Origin of the sequence: Pseudomonas sp. BP8 (assembly GCF_017875955.1) — a bacterium.
Lineage (GTDB): Bacteria > Pseudomonadota > Gammaproteobacteria > Pseudomonadales > Pseudomonadaceae > Aquipseudomonas.
The window spans coordinates 5,656,583-5,673,589 of sequence record NZ_JAGINK010000001.1 but is presented as its reverse complement, the minus strand read 5'-3'; the positions used below and the strand labels follow the sequence as shown (position 1 = coordinate 5,673,589).

The window sequence follows — 17,007 nt, the reverse complement described above, 5'->3', positions numbered from 1 at the left end:
CAATCCGCGTGCATGCCGACACCTGGAATGTCGCCATCGGGGCGCAAGGTTTGCTCGGCATGCAGGAGCACATCATGAACACCGAGCAGCATATTCGCGCGTACCTGGCCGAGTCTTTCGCGACCTGGCAGCTGAACCCTGACACAACCTACGTGAACGGGCTCATCGACGTGATCCACGAGCAGATGGCCGTTTCCCGGACACTGGTCGAGGAAGGCTTGCACTGGTTCGAAAGGGCCGAAGAGCCTACCTACGACCAAGGCCTGGTCGGCCTGTTCTACGCGCCGGACACGTTCGACCCGGCCGATCGGGTTCACGGTCTGGAGCTGCGGCATGTCGAGCGGATCTTTGGCGAAATGATCGCGTCACTGCGCTGAAGGTTGGGATGACGAGGCTCTTGCGTTACCGGTAAGGCTCGCCAATACCAGCATTGCATCTTCACCGCGATCAACGGCCAGGCCAAAGCGGATACTGTCGATGACCCGCTGCAAGCGCACCGGGTCATTACGTTGGGCCTCGCTGATAAGCCGCTTGGCGACAGCGCCGGTGTCGTCGGACAGGGTCAGCATGATGCTGCCGTCGAGGCGCTCGATGCTCAGGTTTACCCGGTAGCGGGGGGCGAAGGCGTCACTGATGAGGTCAAACGGATTGTGCATGGTTGCGCACCTGCAAAGGGCAATGGAGAAGTTGACCAGGCAGTTGTGACGTTGGTTCAGGGCCGCTGATCGGGTTCGCACGTTTGAATCGCGTTGCCCGCAAGAAGCCTATGCAGTTTCCAAGCCTGAAACGAAAACGCCCGGTGCAATGCACCGGGCGTTTGTATTCAAGCAACCTCGATCTATTCCTCCGGATCACTCGGCTCGAGGACTACCCGCTTGCTGCGCAATTTGCCGTAGAAGTGTTCAAGCGCATTGTTCAGCTTGCTGGCAGCGCCATCTACCGCATGGTCCAGGGTAGTGGCAGTGTGGGTCACGGAAATCGGTTGGTGGCCTTTGGGGCGAGCCTCCATCTGGCAGCGTTTGTCATGCGGTCCTGGCTTGGCGCCGTTGTCGTCGCGCAAGTGGACCTCGATGCGGGTGAGGTCGTCCTCGTAACGTTCAAGGGTGCTCTCAAGCGTACTGCGGACCCACTCGTTGAGGCGGGTGCTGCCTTCGATATGGTTGCTGCTGTTGACCTGGATTTGCATGACTTCAATCCTTATTCAGCTTGCTCGCAAAGAGACGCGCCTAGGCCACTGAGGCCCGTGGAATTTTTTCGCCTCTTGACTCTAAGGTCAGGCATCCGCGCGACGATTTCAACCCCTTTTTCAGATAAATTTTTTGTAGCAAATCCGCTCCCTCGGCGATCGCGGGAGCGGCCTCAAGTTCAGAACGCTACCGAGGTCTGCAGGTAAAGCGTACGCGGTTCGCCGACGTACTTGCCGCGGTTGTTGTCGTCGAACGAGCGCGTGTAGTACTCGCGGTTGAACAGGTTCTTCACCCCTACCGCGACCTTCAGGTTCGACAGTTGCGGGCCGAAGTCATAGCCGGCGCGGGTGCTCACCAGCATGTAGCCGGGAATGCGCCCGTTGGCGCCGTTGGCGCTCTCTTCGCTGGTATTGGCGTTGTCGGCGTATTGGCTGCTCTGGAAACTGCTGTCCAGGTTCAGCTGCCATGGACCGTCGGTGTAGCCCAGGCCCAAGGTGCCCTTGTGGCGCGACGAAAACGGCACCTGGTTACCCTTGTTCGGACCGTCTTCGCGGATGCTGGCATCGACGAAGGCATAGCTGGCATGCACATCGAAACCGGCCAGCGCCGGGCTCAGGCCGTCGAGCGCATAGCGCAGGCTGGTCTCGATACCCTGATGACGGGTTTCACCCCGGGCGATCACCGAATCATTGGTCTGGTTGCTTTCGAACTGGTTGTCGAAATTGATCAGAAACGCGCCGATCTCCGCTTGCAGGTCGCCACTGTCATAGCGCGTTCCGACTTCCCAAGTACGTGCTTTTTCCGGTTTTACCTCACCGCTGCTGACCCGGTTGGGCATCTGGCTGTACTGCACACTGCCGAACGACCCTTCGGTATTGGCGTACAGATTCCAGCTGTCGCTCAGGTGGTAGAGCACGTTCAAGGCGGGCAGGGCGGTGTTGTAGCTGCCCTGGTATTGCTCGCCGCTGAGCTTGTTGCTTTGCGCGGAATCAATCATCTCGTAGCGAACACCTGGAGTGATGGTCCAGCGGCCGATATCGATGCGGTCATCCAGGTAGATCGCGTGCGCTTCGGTGCTGCCGCGGGTGTCGCGGTCATTGCGGCTGGCCGTGGTCGGCAGCGCGCCGGTGACCGGTTCGCGAAAGCGCAGTTCATGGCCGGCCTCGTTGATGTAGCGGTAGCCAACCCCCAGCTCATGCCAGCTGTCACCCAGCGCCAGGCCTTGCGAGAAGCGCGTTTCGATGCCGCGCACCCAGTATTCGCGGGGTGACAGGGAGACGAAGCTGCCCTGGTCGAGGTAGCCGCTGCGCAGGGTCTTGGTGAAGAAGCTGTTGACGCTGAATTGGCGGTCGTCCTGCTTGTAGTCGTAGCCGACGTTGACCAGGGTGCGCCGTCCCCAGAACTTGTCCTTGAGGCGCGTCGACTGGTACGGGTCGGCATCGAAGTCGGCCGTGCTCAGGCCACCGGGCATCTGCGCCTCGCCCTCATAGTACTGGGCCATGGCATGCAGGCTGTTGGCCTCGTCGAGTTGCAATTTACCCTTGAGCAGCAGGTCGTCGATCTGCGTGTCGCTGTGTTCACGCCAGTCGCCGCCGCGGGTGCCGGAGTACAGCAGGGCACCGCCCAGGCCATTGGCGTTGGTGCCCCCGAGCAGCAGGTTGGCGCTGTTCTTGATGCCGTCGTGGCTGGAGGACGGGCTGATCTGGTTTTGCATGGCGGCCTTGAAGGTCGCCTCTTCGGGGATCGCGCGGGTGACGAAGTTGACGATACCGCCGACGTTCTGCGGGCCGTAGCGCACCGCGCCGCCGCCGCGCACCACGTCCACCGCGTCCATGTTGCCCAGGCTCAGCGGTGCCAGCGACAGCTGCGGCTGGCCGTAAGGGGCGAACGGCACCGGGATGCCGTCCATCAGCACGGTCGAGCGTGCGGCCAGGCGTGGGTTGAGGCCGCGGATGCCGAAGTTGAGCGCCAGGTCGTGGCCGCCGGTACCGCTGGTGTCGGGGGCGTTGACGCCGGGGATGCGGTTGAGTACTTCACGTGGGCTGCTGGCGCCACTGCGCTCGAATTCTTCGCGGCGGATCACGTCACGTGCACCGGGGTGGCTGAAGACGTTGTCCTGTTCGGCTTCGGCCAGCCAGTCGCCGACCACGGTCGAGGCGCCGAGCTCGACCGGCGCTCCGGCCGCAGCGGTCGGCGCTGGTTGCAGGCTGAAGGCGTTGTCGGCTTCCTGGCGGGCTTGCAGGCCGCTGCCGCGCAGCAGCGCATCGAGGCCTTGGGCAACGTCGTAGTTACCGTCCAGGCCTGGGCTCTGCAGGCCTTGGGTGAGCTGCGAGCCGAAGCTGATCAGCGCACCGCTTTCGCGGCCGAACTGGTTCAGGGCCTGTTCCAGGGAGCCGGCGGCGATGTGGTAGGCGCGGGCGTCGGCGGCGTGTGCGGCAGGCAGGCTCAGGCCGAGGGTGGTGGCGAGTAGCAGGGCATGGACGAGGGGGCTGGGGCGCAGCGGCATGTCAGGGGTCCTTGATACGGGGGTCTGCTTTCTCTGTCACGCGAGCTGCGAAAAATGGCTCAGCTGATTTGACTATTTTTTTTGAGGGTTTTTTTTTGGTGCCTCAGGGGTTGTTGGGGGGATGATCTTTTGGCTTTGCTGGCTTAGGGGTTGTGGGCTTATCCATTTGATGTAGTGGCTGTAAGGGCCCCTTGCGCCCTTACGGTGGGTCACTTTTATTCTTGGAAAAAAGTAACCAAAAACCGCCTGCTCCTGTATCCGGCCCCTACGCTGCGCTACGGGTGGCGTCTGGGCTGGCGTTGTCTTCGATAGTGGCATTGGTGGTGGATATTCGGGCCTCTTCGCGGGGCAAGCCCGCTCCTACAGGTACAGCGCCGAATTCAAAATTTGCGCAATACCTGTAGGAGCGGGCTTGCCCCGCGAAGAGGCCGGTACTGCCAATGCAAATCGCAGGGCGCAGCCCTGCCCAGCCACACCACAATTCCGCTGGTAAATAAACAAAAGCGAGAGCGCAGCGATTCGCCAGCCGTTGCCCTGGCTGTTGATCTTGATCTTGATCTTCAGCGACTTCAGGAGGCCGAGTGGAGGTCTTGCGCAGGGAGGTGGAGGCCATGGATGGCCGGAAAGCGCTGAGGCCCAGGATGGGCCGTACAGCGCGGTCCTCCCGGAGCAAGACCGGAGCGAGGGAACCCGTAGCGCAGCGCAGGGCCGGATGCAGGAGCAAGCGGTTTTTGGTTACTTTTTTCCAAGAAAAAAAGTGACCCGCCGTAAGGGCGGAAGGGGCCAGTGGCACCACCACATCAAATGGATAAGCCCCCAAACTACAAGCCCCACCCCCACCCCCACCCCCACCCCCACCCCCACCCCCAATGCCAATCAGTTAACAATCCAGGAGGCCACCCATAGTCCCCCGTTAACTCAACCGATTCGACCCTCGACCGTCACCCAATACCGGGTAAACCGCCTGACCCGCACCGGCAACGCCACCTCCAGCATCTGCAAAATCCGCTCGCTGTCATCCAGCGGATACGACCCGGATATCCGCAGGTCAGCCACCTGCTCGCTGCAGCCCAACTGCCCAGGCCGATAGCGCCCCAGCTCCTCGAGAAAATCCGCCAGACGCATCTGCGTAGCCACCAGCATCCCGTCAACCCAAGCACCACTGTTGCGCTCCAGCGCGACGATGCCCTGCCAGCCCGCGCCGCTGAACCTGGCCTGGTGCCCGGCCAGCAGCGATTGCCCGCCCACACTGGCCATACCGCTGTACACCGAGACCAGGCTGAAACCGCCAAACTGGCGCACGTTGAAGCGCCCGCTTTCCAGACCCAAGACGCCCTCTGCACTGCGCAACAGCAACGGCCGCGGATCACTGGCCACCTGCACCTGCAGTTCCCCCTCGAGCAGACGCACCCGCCGCTGCTGACCATCGAAACGCACATCGGCGGCGCTGCGGGTATTGAGTTGCAGTTGACTGCCATCCTCAAGGGTCAACCGCCGACGTTGGCCAAGCGGGCTGCGGTAGTCGGCCATCAGCCCCGGCAGCGGATTGTGCGGCTGCAAGCCGAGCCCGGTAGCACTCGCCACCCCCACCAGCAATAGCGCCTTGAGCGCGCGGCGGCGAGCCGGCGAGGGCGGCGCCTGCAACGTCGCATGGACCACGGGCGAGGCGACCCCCCGCAAGCGCTGATTGACCTGCTGGATATGCGCCCACGCCCGTTGATGCTCGCTGTCAGCCTGCAGCCAGCGCTCCAAGGCCAGCTGCTGGACGCTGTCGAAGGCGCTGTCCTGCGACTCGAGCAGCCAGTGCACGGCCTGCTCAGCCACGTGCGGCGCAAAGGTACTGTTCACAGGGCGAAGTAGCAGCGCAAGGCTGCCTTGTTCAGGTAGCGCTTGACGGTGGCCAGGGATATTCCCAGCGCGCGGGCGATCTCGGCTTGGCCCAGGCCATCGACCTGAGCCATGAGGAAGGCGCGTTTGACCAGCGGTTCGAGGCCGTCAAGCAGCCGGTCGAGCTCAAGCAAGGTCTCGAAGATGATCGCCTTGTGTTCCTCGCAAGGCGCGACGGCTTCGGGGAGTTGGGCCAGGGCCTCAAGGTAGGCGCGCTCAAGCTCCTGGCGGCGGAAGTGGTTGCACAGCACGCGCTTGGCAACTGTCGCCAGAAACGCGCGAGGCTCCAGCAGCTGCGGCGCTTCACGGGCCTGAAGCAGCCGCACATAAGTGTCCTGGGCCAGGTCAGCGGCGCTCTGCGGACAGCCCAGGCGGCGCCGAAGCCAGCCGGTCAGCCAGTTGTGGTGGGCGTGATAGAGGCCTTCGACCGTGGAAGAGAGGGCGCTGGACACCGTAGCGACTCCGGCGCCAATAGCGCGATTGGGAGTAAGAATTGTTCGCATTGTATTCAGCCAGGGGATGTTCGGCAATCATCTGCCGGTTCTTCGCGAGACACCGTCAACCAACCAACAACCCATCGCGCAAACTTTGCTTATGAGAATTGAAATCATTATTATTGCACCCCCGTTTTCTCGGACCCTGCCATGAAAAGCAAAGCCGCCCGGTTGCCCCTGAGCTACCGACTGGCCGTGACCTCGCGCAGCTTGGCCGCCTTGCTGGGTGGTTACCTGCTGGCCTCGATGAGCAGCATCTGCCTTGCCTTGTTGCTGCCCATGTCGCAGGTCGACGCAACCCTGCTCGGCACCTTGCTGTCGTTCGTGTTCTACCTGCTGGCGTTCATCTGGTGCTTCGCCTGTCGCAGCGCCTGGCGCGCCTGGCTCGGTGTACTGCTGCCGAGCCTGCTGCTGGGGATGATCAATGGCTTGGCCTATTGGATGAAAAACCCATGAAAGAAGGCTTCCGCCAGGCCATGGCCTGGTTGCACACATGGACTGGGCTGATCTTCGGTTGGCTGCTGTTCGCCATCTTCCTGACCGGCACGATGTCGTATTTCAAGGAAGAGATCAGTCACTGGACCCAGCCCGAGATCCGCAGCCACCAGCTTGATCCGGTCGCCAGCCTGGGCCTGGCCCAGCGCTACCTGCAAGCCAACGCCGGCGATGCCAGCAGCTGGTTCATCCGCCTGCCCAATGAGCGTGAAGCCGCGCTCAACGTCGGCTGGCGGGCCAAGGACGCCGTTGGCCGGCGAGGCTTCACCAACAAGTCACTGGACGCCGGCGACGGTGAGGTGGTCGAGGCGCGCGACAGCCGCGGCGGCGACTTCTTCTACCGCTTCCATTTCCAGCTGGAGATGCCCCATCCATGGGGCCGTTGGCTGTCGACGTTCTGCGCGTTCATCATGCTGCTGGGGTTGGTGACCGGCATCATCACCCACAAGAAGATCTTCAAGGAGTTCTTCACCTTCAGGCCGGGCAAGGCCCAACGTTCGTGGCTGGACGGCCATAATGCGATTGGCGTGCTGGTGCTGCCGTTCCACCTGATGATCAGTTACAGCAGCCTGGTGCTGTTCATGTACATGGTCATGCCCGCCGGAATCCTCGCCAGCTATGGCAATGTCGGTGGTTATTTCAATGATCTGTTCGGCCGTGACGAGCCGGCCAAGATCAGTGGGGTCGCCGCGCCCATGAAGCCGCTGCCGGAGCTGTACGCCAAGGTGCAGACGCTCGCGCCCGGCGCGCGGATGGGCTTCATCCAGGTACAGAACCCCGGCGACAGCACGGCGCGGGTCACCTTTGCCCAGTCCGCCGCCGATCACGTCGCTTACCGGCGTAGCGCCAACTGGACGTTCGATGGGGTTACGGGCGAGTTGGTCCGCGAGGGCACCCCAGAGAGTGCTGCAATGCTCACCGCATTCAGTTTCGCCGGCCTGCACATGGGCAACTTCGCCGGGCCCTGGCTGCGCTGGCTGTACTTCATCTTCGGCATTGCCGGTACCGCGGTAATCGGCACCGGCCTGGTGATGTGGCTGGGCAAGCGCCAGCTCAAGCACGCCAAGAGCGCGAGCATGCCGGGCGAGCTGCGCCTGGTCGAAGTGCTCAACATCGCCAGCATGAGCGGCCTGCTGCTTGGGGTGGCCGCGTTCTTCTGGGCTAACCGGTTGTTGCCGGTGGGCCTTGAGGGGCGGGCCGACTGGGAGGTCAATGCGTTCTTCCTGGCCTGGGCCTTGTCAGTCCCGCACGCCGTGCTGCGGCCCGGGCGCAAGGCCTGGGGCGAGCAGCTGGCGCTGGGCGCGCTGGCCTTTGCCCTGTTGCCGCTGCTCAATGCCGTCGTCACCGGGCAGGGCCTGGATCAGTCGATTACCGCCGGTGACTGGGTCATGGCCGGCTTCGACCTGACTGCACTGGGTACAGGCCTGTTCCTCGCCTGGGCTGCCGGGAAGATGCTGCGCCCACCGAAACCCGTGGCCAAGCGCGCAGCGCGTGCGGCCAAGACCTGCGCCGAAGCGGCCGAGGTGAACTGATGTTGAGCACTGCCCTGATCGGTTTCGCCGGCTTCGCGGCGCTGTGCCTGGCGATGGACAAGCACTTCAGCGAGCTGCTCCCGCGCAAGCCCAGCCCGCTGCAGTTGCGCATACTGCGCATTGCCGGCTGGATGCTGTTGACCCTGTCGCTGGTGCTCGCCGTGCACCAGCAGGGGTGGGCACTGGGCCTGGTGGAATGGATGGCGGTACTCATGGCCGGAGTGACCCTGTGGGTCTTCGGCCTGCCCTATCAGCCGCGTCTGCTGCTGGGTATGGCGGCGCTGAGCGTGGTCCTCGGCCCGCTGTTGGCCGCGTTCGGCGTGTAAGGCGTGAGCGAGCCGGCGGACATGAGCAAGCCTGAGGGCGATCCCGCCGCTGGCCGGGCGCGCTTCGTGCAGGTGTTCCTCGCTCAGCGTGGGCGCATGGAGGCTCTGGTCAGCCGCCGGGTAGGGTGTCACGCCACCGCGGCAGACCTGGTCCAGGAATTGTTCCTGCGCTTCTGGCGCCGCCCCGAGGTCAAGGTCGAGGCGCTCGACACCTACCTGCTGCGCTGTGCCGGTAACCTTGCGATCGACCATCTGCGCAGTCAAGGCAGCCGGGAACGCGTCGTCGAAGGCTTGGCGCCAGGCGCCGACGAGGCCGTCGGCCAGGCCCTCGAGCAGGCGCTGGAAGTCGACCACGACCTGCAACGCATCGAAGCGGCGTTGCGCGCCTTGCCGGAGCGCACGCGGCAGATCTTTCTCCTCAACCGCATCCACGGCTGCACCTATGGCGAGATCGCCAAGGCCATGCAGCTGTCCCAGAGCGCCGTGGAAAAGCATATGATGCGCGCCCTCGAAGCGTGCAAGGCGAGTGTTGCCGAGCCCGTATCCGCCATGCGCAGGCCAGGGAGCGCCGTTTGATGAGCCGTACCGACCCGATCACCGCCGATCCTGAGCAGGCGGCCCTGAGCTGGCTGAGCCGGATCAATCAGCATCCCGCCGAGGCGCAGGGTGCCGCATTCAAGCGCTGGTTGCTGGCCGATCCTGCCCATCGCCAGGCGTATGCCCAGGCCCAGGCGCTGTGGCGCTTGAGCGAGGGGCCGGCGGCGAAGCTGGCGCTTGAACACCAGGCCAGCTTGCAGCCGTACCTGGACGCCATGCGCCAGGCCCCGACGCCGCGCCCATGGTTGCGCCGCGGTGGGGCCTTGGCCGCGGCAGCCTGTCTGGTGCTGGCGCTGGGTAGCCTTGGCGGCTGGCAGCCGCAGCTGTGGGTTGAGGACCTGCAGGCCGACTACATCAGCAGCGGTCAGGTGCGGCAGGTGACCTTGGCTGATCAGTCGCAGATGACCCTTGATGCAGGCAGCGCGGTGGCCATCGATTTCGCCCAGGGTGAGCGTCGGGTGCGTCTGTTGCGCGGGGCGGCGTTTTTCCAGGTGACGCATACCGGTCAGCCTTTTTTGGTGGAGGCCGCCGGTGGCGAGGTGCGTGTGCTCGGCACCCAGTTCGAGGTGCGTGATCAGGACGCGGGAGCCCAGGTCACGGTGCGCAGCGGGCGGGTCGCGGTGTCCCCAGGCCCGGGGCAGGCGGCCCGCGAGCTGACGGCCAACCAGCAAGTGGCGTATGTCGAGGGTGTGGCCGGCGACACCCTGGCGGTAGACAGCGACAGCCGCTTGGCCTGGCGTCAGGGCTGGCTGAATTACTACCAGGTGCCGTTGGCGCAGGTGGTTGACGACTTGCGCCGCTATTACCCCGGGCGGATTGTGCTGCTTGATGCTGAACTGGGGCAGCGCAAGGTCAGTGGCAGCTTTCCGGTCGCGGAGCCGCTGGTTGCGCTGGATTCGCTGGGCAAGGTGATGGGTTTTTCGCGCAATACCCTGCTGGGGCGTCTGACGCTGCTGAAGTGAAGCCAGTACGGCAAACATTTTTCCACTATTTTTCACCGGACGTGTGAGGTATCAGGACGTGGCATCCGTGTAGTGAGTGAAATTGCGATTCATTCGCAGGCAATCACCCCCTCACAGGTCAGCGTCCATGCACTTCACCCCGCCTTGCGTTCCCCTCTGGCTCGGCCTTGGCGCCCTGTCCGTCGTCGTCGCCCCCATGGCCAGCGCCGCGCAGCAGGCCCAGGTCTACAGCTTCGCCCAGCCGAGCCAGCCGCTGGCCGCGGCGCTCAATGCCTTCAGCCGCACCACCGGGCAGAGCGTGGTCTACACCGTTGAGCTGACAACGCTGCAGGCGCCGGCCCTGGAGGGTTCGTTCAGCGCCGAGCAGGCCCTGCAGCAACTCATCGGCAACGCCGCGCTGAGCTGGCGTCGGGTCGATTCGCGCACGCTGACCCTGGAACCGGTCGACACCTCTGGCGCGCTGAACCTGCAGGCCACCAACGTCAATTCGCAGATGGACAGCTTCAGCTACCAGCCACCGGCGAGCGCGTCGATCATGCGTGGCCAGGGCCCGAGCCAGGACATCCCACAGGCGATCAACGTCGTCCCGGCCCAGGTCATCCGCGACCAGGCACCGCGCAACCTTGACGATGCCCTGACCAACGTCAGCGGCATCACCCAGGGCAACAACTTCGGCGGTACCTCCGACACCGTGATGAAGCGCGGTTTTGGCGACAACCGCGACGGCTCGATCATGCGCGATGGCATGCCGCTGGTGCAGGGCCGCAGCCTCAACGCCAGCAGTGAGCGGGTCGAAGTGCTCAAGGGCCCGGCCTCGCTGCTGTATGGCATCCAGGACCCAGGCGGGGTGATCAACGTGGTCAGCAAGCGCCCGCAACTGGAGCAATACAACGCGCTGACGGTACGTGGCTCGACCTATGGCAGCGGCAAGAACGGCAGCGGCGGCGGCTTCGACAGCACCGGCGCGCTCGGTGACAGCAAGCTGGCCTACCGCTTGATTGTCGATCACGAAGACGAAGACTACTGGCGCAACTTTGGCGTGCACCGCGAATCGCTGGTGGCGCCGTCGCTGGCCTGGCTTGGTGAGGACACCCAAGTGGTGCTGTCTTACGAGCACCGCGAATTTGTTTATCCGTTTGATCGCGGCACCGCCTTCGGCAGCGACGGCCACGCCCTCAACATCCCGGCCACGCGCCGTCTCGACGAGCCGTTCAACGACATGCAAGGGCGCTCCGACCTGTATCGCCTGGAGGTCGATCACCAGCTCAGCGACGACTGGAAAGCGCACTTCGGCTACAGCTTCAACCGCGAAACCTACGATGCCAGCCAGGTGCGCGTCACCGGCGTCAACGAGGCCGCCGGCACCCTGACCCGCAGCATTGATGGCACCCACGGCTCGCTGAGCCGCGACCAGTACGCGACCTTCAGCCTCAACGGCAACGTTGAAATAGCGGGCCTGCGCAACGACCTACTGGTTGGCGTCGACCATGAGGACCGCAAGATCTTCCGTGCCGACCTGATCCGCCAGACCGCTACCTCCACTTTCAGCTACGTCAATCCGGTCTACGGCCAGGAAGTCGAAGGCAGCAGCGTGCGCGCCAGTGACAGCGACCAGACCGACAAGCTGCGCACCGACTCGCTGTTTTTCCAGGATGCACTGCACCTGGATGATCACTGGATCCTGGTCGCTGGCGCGCGCTTCCAGCAATTCGATCAGTACGCCGGGCGCGGCCGGCCATTCAAGGCCAATACCGACACCAGTGACCAGGCCTGGGTGCCGCATGCGGGCGTGGTCTACAAGGTCGATGAGCAGCTTTCGTTTTATGGCAGCTACAGCGAGTCGTTCAAGCCTAACTCGAGCATTGCGCCGCTCACCGGCGGCCTCGTGCTCGACTCATCGATCGCACCGGAGCAGGGTAAATCGTGGGAGCTGGGCGCCAAGCTGGACATGCCCGGCGCGATCACCGGTACCTTGGCGTTGTTCGATATCACCAAGCAGAACGTGCTGGTGGCCAACTTCGATGCGGCCAGCGGCGATACCCTGTACAGCAGCGCGGGCGAGGTCCGTTCGCGCGGTGTCGAACTGGACCTCACCGGCCAGCTCAGCGAGCGTTGGAGCGTGATCGGCAGCTACGCCTATACCGATGCCCAAGTCACCAAGGACCCCGAGCTCAAGGGCAACGGTTTGCAAAACGTGGCGCGCAACAGTGGTTCGCTGTCGGCGGTGTTCGACTACGGCAGCCTGTTCGGCGGCGACCGCCTGCGCATTGGCGCCGGTGCGCGTTATGTCGGCGAGCGGGCCGGCAACGCGACCAATACCTTCGACCTGCCGGCCTACACCGTGGCTGATGCCTTCGCCAGCTACGAGACCAAGCTGGATGAGCACAAGGTGCGTCTGCAACTGAACGTCAAGAACCTGTTCGACAAGGTTTACTACAGTTCGGCGGTGAACCAGTATTTCGTCGCCCTCGGCGATGCGCGCCAGGTGAGCTTGTCGAGCACCTTCGAGTTCTGAATGAACGGGGTTGGTTGAGTGGTTTGAAGGTGTTCAAGGCTTGAGATTGCTGGGGCCGCTTTGCGGCCCTTTCGCGACACAAGGCCGCTCCCACAGAAGCTCGCGCGGTCCCTGTGGGAGCGGCCTTGTGTCGCGAAAGGGCTGCGCAGCAGCCCCCGGCGATAGTGGCATTTTATAAAAGCTTAGTGAGCAAAAGCCGCCCGGTACTCCCCAGGCGTCGCCCCCAGTGCCTGGCGAAACCGATTACTGAAATGGCTGGCGCTGGCAAACCCGCAGAGCAGGGCGATCTGCACCAGGGGCAGGTCGCCCAGGCGCAACAACTGACAAGCCCGTTGCAGACGCCGGGCCAGCACGAATTGGTGCGGCGGCAGGCCGAAGCTGGTGCGGAACATCCGCGCGAAGTGGTATTCGGACAGGTTGCAGCGCAACGCCAGCTGGCCAAGGGTAATCGGCTGGTCGAGATGCGCTTCGATGTAGTCGACCAGTTGCCGGCGCAGGCTCGGCGCCAGGCCACCTTTGAGACGCAAGCCCTGGCGCTGGCCAGCCTGGCAGAGCACGGCATGGTCGACGATGTCATGCGCCAGGCTGCTAGCCAGCAAGCGCTCGCCGGGCTCGTCCCAGGCCAGGCCGATCAGTTGCCGGAAGCGCTGGGCCTGTTGTGGGTCGTCGAGAAACGTCGCCTCGTGCAGCTGCATCTCGCGCGGTTCACGGTCGAGCAGGCGAATGCAGCCAAGGGCGAACTGCTCTTCGCCGATGTACAGGTGAGCCAGGCGGATCGGGCCATTGACCACCCAGTTCGACTCGTGGCCGGCCGGCATGATGCACAGTTTGTCGGGCGCGCCCTTGTCTGACGGGCGCTGGCGGCGGAAGGTGCCGGTACCGTCGGCGATATAGCACGACAACGTGTGATGGCTGGGCGCCTGGTAGTCGCGAGCGTCGTCACGGTTGCTCCACAACGCCGCAGCCAGGCCGTCGCCCAACTGCGCGCAGTGTTCCAGGCGGGCGTGGGGCGAGGCATGCATGGCATTGAAGACTTGCAACTGGCTGAGTGGCGGCATGGACGATTCCTCTGGAGGCCATCCTACTGCGCCGGCGTGGGCTTGGCAGCCGTTGCTGACGGAAAAGCGCAAGTTTGTGCAAGCCTGGCGAACGTTGAAGGCTCGACACTGGCCCCAAGCCTTCAGAGACTCCAGCCATGAACCTGTCACTTTACCTGCTCACCGTGCTCATCTGGGGCACCACCTGGATCGCCCTGAAGCTGCAATTGGGCGTGGTCGCCATCCCGGTCTCGATCGTCTACCGGTTCGCCCTGGCCGGGTTGATCCTGTTCGCCATTCTTCTGCTCAGCCGGCGCCTGCAACCGATGGACCGGCGCGGTCACCTGATCTGCCTGGCCCAGGGCCTGTGCCTGTTCTGCGTCAACTTCATGTGTTTCCTGACTGCCAGCCAGTGGATCGCCAGCGGCCTGATCGCCGTGGTGTTCTCGACCGCGACGCTGTGGAATGCGCTCAATGCGCGGATTTTCTTCGGCCAGCGGGTCGCCAGCAACGTGCTGGCCGGCGGCGCGCTGGGGTTATTGGGGTTGGGCTTGCTGTTCTCGCCGGAGTTTGCCGGCCATGCCACCAGCCGTGAAACCCTGTATGGGCTGGGCCTGGCGCTGCTCGGTACGCTGTGTTTCTCGGCCGGCAACATGCTGTCGAGCATGCAGCAGAAAGCCGGACTCAAGCCGATGACGACCAATGCCTGGGGCATGGTCTATGGCGCGGCGATGCTCTCGGTGTATTGCCTGGTCAGCGGCATTCCGTTCGCCATGGAATGGAATAGCCGTTACCTCGGCTCGTTGTTGTACCTGGTGATTCCGGGGTCGGTGATCGGCTTTACTGCCTACCTGACCTTGGTCGGGCGCATGGGGCCGCAGCGTGCGGCGTATTGCACCGTGCTGTTCCCGCTGGTGGCGCTGAACGTGTCGGCGTTTGCCGAAGGGTACCAATGGACCGCTCCGGCGCTGGCCGGATTGGTGGCGGTGATGGCCGGCAATGTACTGGTGTTTCGCAAACCGAAGGTGAGCAGGGTGGTTGGGGCAGTTGTAGTGAGATAGCCAACGCAAGTCGGATCGCGGCACCGCCGCTCCGATGCTGTTCACTTAAGAATGCCGGGGCTGCTGCGCAGCCCATCGCGACACAAGGCCGCTCCCACAGAGACCGCGTATAGCCAGAGACTGTCGCGGTTTGTGTGGGAGCGGCCTTGCGTCGCGATGGGCCGCAAAGCGGCCCGCCGTTAACAACGACCGATCAGTGCTTCCACACCTGCGGATTGACCAGGTCTTGCGGTCGTTCACCCAATAGCGCCGCACGCAGGTTGTCCATCGCGCGGTTGGCCATGGCCTCACGGGTCTCGGCAGTGGCCGAGCCGATATGGGGCAGGGTCAGGGCATTGGGCAGGGTGAACAGCGGTGACTCCGCCAGCGGTTCCTTCTCGTACACGTCCAGCCCGGCCCCACGAATGGTGCCGGCCTGCAGCGCCTCGATCAGCGCCGCCTCATCCACCACCGGCCCGCGGGCAATGTTGATCAGGTAGGCACTCGGCTTCATCAGTTTCAGCTCACGGGCACCGATCAGCTTGCGCGTGGCATCGGACAACGGCACCACCAGGCAAACGAAGTCCGACTCGGCCAACAGTTGCTCCAGGCTGCGGTACTGGGCGCCGAGCTCCTGCTCGAGGGCCTGCTTGCGGCTGTTGCCGGCATACACGATCGACATGTTGAAACCGAAGCGACCACGCCGGGCCACGGCCGCGCCGATATTGCCCAGGCCGACGATGCCCAGGGTCTTGCCGTGTACGTCACTGCCGAAGCGGTCAGGGCCGACGCTGGCCTGCCACTGGCCGGCCTTGGTCCAGGCGTCCAGCTCGGCGGTGCGCCGGGCGCAGCCCATGATCAACGAGAAGCCAAGGTCGGCGGTGCTTTCGGTGAGCACGTCGGGGGTGTTGGTCAGGGCGATGCCGCGCTCGTTGAAATAGTCGACGTCATAGTTGTCGTAGCCAACCGAAACGCTCGACACCACTTCCAGCTTGGCCGCGCCTTCAAGCTGCGCCCGGCCGAGCTTGCGCCCCGCGCCGATCAGGCCGTGGGCCTCAGGCAAGGCCTCGTTGAACTGGGCGGCGATATCGCCCTGCTTGGGCGACGGGACGATCACGTTGAAGTCGTGCTGCAGGCGCTCGGCCATGGCCGGGGTGATGCGGCTGAAGGCCAGGACGGTCTTTTTCATCGGCAACTCTCTGCAAGGCTAGGCATGTATGCCAACGCCAGGAGCGGACAAGCCCGCAGTTGCAGGGTTGAATGCAATCCCTGTGGGAGCGGCCTTGTGTCGCGATGGAGGGCGAAGCCCTCCCAATCCTGGCTGGCGCGGGATCAATGGATAGCAACCTACCATTGTCCCCCGCCCCAATGCAGCAGCTTTTTCAGTTGCTGATCAGCAACTCGTGGGTTTTCAGGTCTGCCTCATGCGCCGCCAGAATCTCCGGCAACGAGTTGCGCAAGTATTCGACCCACGTCTTGATCTTGGCATCCAGGTACTGTCGCGACGGGTAGATCGCATACAGGTTGAGCTCCTGCAGGCGGTAGTCGGGCATGACCCTGACGATGCTGCCATCGCGCAGGCCATCGATCGCCGAATAGATCGGCAACACGCCCACGCCCATGCCACTGCGAATTGCCGTTTTCATCGCGTCGGCCGAATTGACCTGGAACGGCGAGCTGGTGATGTTGACCAGCTCCTGGCCCTCGGGCCCGTCAAACAGCCACTTCTCCAACGGAATCACCGGGCTGACCATGCGCAGGCAAGCGTGCTTGAGCAGGTCGCTCGGCTTTTGCGCGATGCCATGCTTGGCGACATATTCCGGCGAGGCGCAGACGATGCTGTAGGTGATGCCCAAGCGCTGCGAGACGAAACCGGAGTCGGGCAGCTCACTGGCGAGCACGATCGACACGTCGTAGCCCTCGTCGAGCAGGTCCGGCACGCGGTTGGCCATGGTCAGGTCGAAGGTCACGTCCGGGTGCGACTCACGGTAGCGAGCAATCGCGTCTACCACAAAATGCTGGCCGACGCCGGTCATCGAATGCACCTTCAGTTGCCCGGCAGGCCGCGCGTGGGCATCGCTGGCTTCGGCTTCGGCTTCCTCGACATAGGTCAGGATCTGCTCGCAGCGCATCAGGTAACGCTTGCCCGCTTCGGTCAGGGCGATGCGCCGGGTGGTGCGGTTGAGCAAGCGCGTTTGCAGATGGGCTTCCAGGTTGGAGACCGCCCGCGACACGTTGGCGGTGGTGGTATCCAGCTGCGCAGCGGCGGCGGTGAAGCTGCCAAGCTGGGCGACGCAACTGAAAGCACGCATGTTTTGCAGGGTGTCCATGGGTCACTCTCGTGATAGAGGCCGAAATTGTGACATGAAGTTACGGTTTTGTTGCTTCGACCAAAGCCGGATTATCGCTGTTTTGGTAACAAAGATTCG

The 17,007-nt window shown here is 63.8% G+C and carries 16 protein-coding genes; 8 read left to right on the top strand and 8 right to left on the bottom strand.

Features of this window, described 5'->3' with window-relative positions; translation table 11 throughout:
- The first annotated feature begins 8 nt into the window (after positions 1-8).
- Positions 9-377 (top strand): hypothetical protein, encoded by a 369-nt coding sequence (locus J3B00_RS24835; protein ID WP_209873596.1) that lies wholly within the window; start codon positions 9-11, stop codon positions 375-377.
- Here J3B00_RS24835 and J3B00_RS24830 read toward each other — a convergent pair.
- The 5 genes from J3B00_RS24830 to J3B00_RS24810 all read right to left on the bottom strand — a co-directional run bounded on the left by J3B00_RS24830 (position 366) and on the right by J3B00_RS24810 (position 6,032).
- Complete coding sequence (locus J3B00_RS24830; RefSeq protein ID WP_209873593.1) at positions 366-656, bottom strand: DUF3509 domain-containing protein; 291 nt, start codon at positions 654-656, stop codon at positions 366-368. The genes J3B00_RS24835 and J3B00_RS24830 overlap by 12 nt on opposite strands.
- Before the next feature lie 182 nt (positions 657-838).
- Complete coding sequence (locus J3B00_RS24825; protein ID WP_209873590.1) at positions 839-1,186, bottom strand: HPF/RaiA family ribosome-associated protein; 348 nt, start codon at positions 1,184-1,186, stop codon at positions 839-841.
- A 179-nt stretch (positions 1,187-1,365) separates the two neighbouring features.
- Complete coding sequence (fecA, locus tag J3B00_RS24820; RefSeq protein WP_209873587.1) at positions 1,366-3,693, bottom strand: TonB-dependent Fe(3+) dicitrate receptor FecA; 2,328 nt, start codon at positions 3,691-3,693, stop codon at positions 1,366-1,368.
- A 918-nt stretch (positions 3,694-4,611) separates the two neighbouring features.
- Entirely contained in the window at positions 4,612-5,541 is a 930-nt protein-coding gene (locus J3B00_RS24815) for a FecR family protein (RefSeq protein WP_209873584.1), read from the bottom strand.
- Complete coding sequence (locus J3B00_RS24810; RefSeq protein ID WP_209873581.1) at positions 5,538-6,032, bottom strand: sigma-70 family RNA polymerase sigma factor; 495 nt, start codon at positions 6,030-6,032, stop codon at positions 5,538-5,540. The genes J3B00_RS24815 and J3B00_RS24810 overlap by 4 nt, the downstream gene beginning before the upstream one ends.
- Positions 6,033-6,224: 192 nt before the next feature.
- Here J3B00_RS24810 and J3B00_RS24805 point away from each other — a divergent pair, with 192 nt between their 5' ends.
- The 6 genes from J3B00_RS24805 (at position 6,225) to J3B00_RS24780 (ending at position 12,501) form a co-directional block, all read left to right on the top strand.
- Complete coding sequence (locus J3B00_RS24805) at positions 6,225-6,530, top strand: DUF3649 domain-containing protein (protein ID WP_209873576.1); 306 nt, start codon at positions 6,225-6,227, stop codon at positions 6,528-6,530.
- Positions 6,527-8,101 carry a PepSY-associated TM helix domain-containing protein gene (locus tag J3B00_RS24800; protein ID WP_209873572.1) on the top strand — a complete coding sequence of 525 codons (1,575 nt, stop codon included), beginning with the start codon at positions 6,527-6,529 and terminating at the stop codon, positions 8,099-8,101. The genes J3B00_RS24805 and J3B00_RS24800 overlap by 4 nt, the downstream gene beginning before the upstream one ends.
- Entirely contained in the window at positions 8,101-8,427 is a 327-nt protein-coding gene (locus tag J3B00_RS24795) for a DUF3325 domain-containing protein (RefSeq protein ID WP_209873569.1), read from the top strand. The genes J3B00_RS24800 and J3B00_RS24795 overlap by 1 nt, the downstream gene beginning before the upstream one ends.
- A 21-nt stretch (positions 8,428-8,448) precedes the next feature.
- Positions 8,449-9,003, top strand: coding sequence for an RNA polymerase sigma factor (locus tag J3B00_RS24790; RefSeq protein ID WP_209873566.1), 555 nt, complete (start codon positions 8,449-8,451; stop codon positions 9,001-9,003).
- Positions 9,003-9,986, top strand: coding sequence for a FecR domain-containing protein (locus J3B00_RS24785; RefSeq protein WP_209873562.1), 984 nt, complete (start codon positions 9,003-9,005; stop codon positions 9,984-9,986). The genes J3B00_RS24790 and J3B00_RS24785 overlap by 1 nt, the downstream gene beginning before the upstream one ends.
- 127 nt (positions 9,987-10,113) lie before the next feature.
- Positions 10,114-12,501, top strand: a complete 2,388-nt coding sequence (locus J3B00_RS24780) for a TonB-dependent receptor (RefSeq protein ID WP_209873559.1) — start codon at positions 10,114-10,116, stop codon at positions 12,499-12,501.
- A 182-nt stretch (positions 12,502-12,683) separates the two neighbouring features.
- Here the strand turns inward: J3B00_RS24780 and J3B00_RS24775 are convergent, their stop codons facing one another.
- On the bottom strand, positions 12,684-13,559 hold the full coding sequence (locus J3B00_RS24775) for an AraC family transcriptional regulator (protein WP_209873556.1): 876 nt from the start codon (positions 13,557-13,559) through the stop codon (positions 12,684-12,686).
- A gap of 137 nt (positions 13,560-13,696) precedes the next feature.
- Between J3B00_RS24775 and J3B00_RS24770 the strand changes: the two genes are divergently transcribed.
- Positions 13,697-14,599 (top strand): DMT family transporter, encoded by a 903-nt coding sequence (locus J3B00_RS24770; protein WP_209873553.1) that lies wholly within the window; start codon positions 13,697-13,699, stop codon positions 14,597-14,599.
- A 193-nt stretch (positions 14,600-14,792) separates the two neighbouring features.
- Here the strand turns inward: J3B00_RS24770 and J3B00_RS24765 are convergent, their stop codons facing one another.
- Positions 14,793-15,767: a D-glycerate dehydrogenase gene (locus tag J3B00_RS24765; protein WP_209873550.1), complete on the bottom strand. Its 975-nt coding sequence runs from the start codon at positions 15,765-15,767 to the stop codon at positions 14,793-14,795.
- A 193-nt stretch (positions 15,768-15,960) separates the two neighbouring features.
- Positions 15,961-16,908: a LysR family transcriptional regulator gene (locus J3B00_RS24760; RefSeq protein ID WP_209873547.1), complete on the bottom strand. Its 948-nt coding sequence runs from the start codon at positions 16,906-16,908 to the stop codon at positions 15,961-15,963.
- Between the last annotated feature and the right edge of the window lie 99 nt (positions 16,909-17,007).

Excerpts from the sequence above, each read along its gene's own strand:
- J3B00_RS24830 (WP_209873593.1), bottom strand. The coding sequence starts at position 656 with ATGCACAATCCGTTTGACCTCATCAGTGACGCCTTCGCCCCCCGCTAC.
- J3B00_RS24765 (WP_209873550.1), bottom strand. The coding sequence starts at position 15,767 with ATGAAAAAGACCGTCCTGGCCTTCAGCCGCATCACCCCGGCCATGGCC.
- J3B00_RS24775 (WP_209873556.1), bottom strand. The coding sequence starts at position 13,559 with ATGCCGCCACTCAGCCAGTTGCAAGTCTTCAATGCCATGCATGCCTCG.
- J3B00_RS24800 (WP_209873572.1), top strand. The coding sequence starts at position 6,527 with ATGAAAGAAGGCTTCCGCCAGGCCATGGCCTGGTTGCACACATGGACT.
- J3B00_RS24825 (WP_209873590.1), bottom strand. The coding sequence starts at position 1,186 with ATGCAAATCCAGGTCAACAGCAGCAACCATATCGAAGGCAGCACCCGC.
- J3B00_RS24785 (WP_209873562.1), top strand. The coding sequence starts at position 9,003 with ATGAGCCGTACCGACCCGATCACCGCCGATCCTGAGCAGGCGGCCCTG.
- J3B00_RS24795 (WP_209873569.1), top strand. The coding sequence starts at position 8,101 with ATGTTGAGCACTGCCCTGATCGGTTTCGCCGGCTTCGCGGCGCTGTGC.
- J3B00_RS24770 (WP_209873553.1), top strand. The coding sequence starts at position 13,697 with ATGAACCTGTCACTTTACCTGCTCACCGTGCTCATCTGGGGCACCACC.
- J3B00_RS24805 (WP_209873576.1), top strand. The coding sequence starts at position 6,225 with ATGAAAAGCAAAGCCGCCCGGTTGCCCCTGAGCTACCGACTGGCCGTG.
- J3B00_RS24760 (WP_209873547.1), bottom strand. The coding sequence starts at position 16,908 with ATGGACACCCTGCAAAACATGCGTGCTTTCAGTTGCGTCGCCCAGCTT.
- J3B00_RS24790 (WP_209873566.1), top strand. The coding sequence starts at position 8,449 with ATGAGCAAGCCTGAGGGCGATCCCGCCGCTGGCCGGGCGCGCTTCGTG.
- J3B00_RS24780 (WP_209873559.1), top strand. The coding sequence starts at position 10,114 with ATGCACTTCACCCCGCCTTGCGTTCCCCTCTGGCTCGGCCTTGGCGCC.
- fecA (WP_209873587.1), bottom strand. The coding sequence starts at position 3,693 with ATGCCGCTGCGCCCCAGCCCCCTCGTCCATGCCCTGCTACTCGCCACC.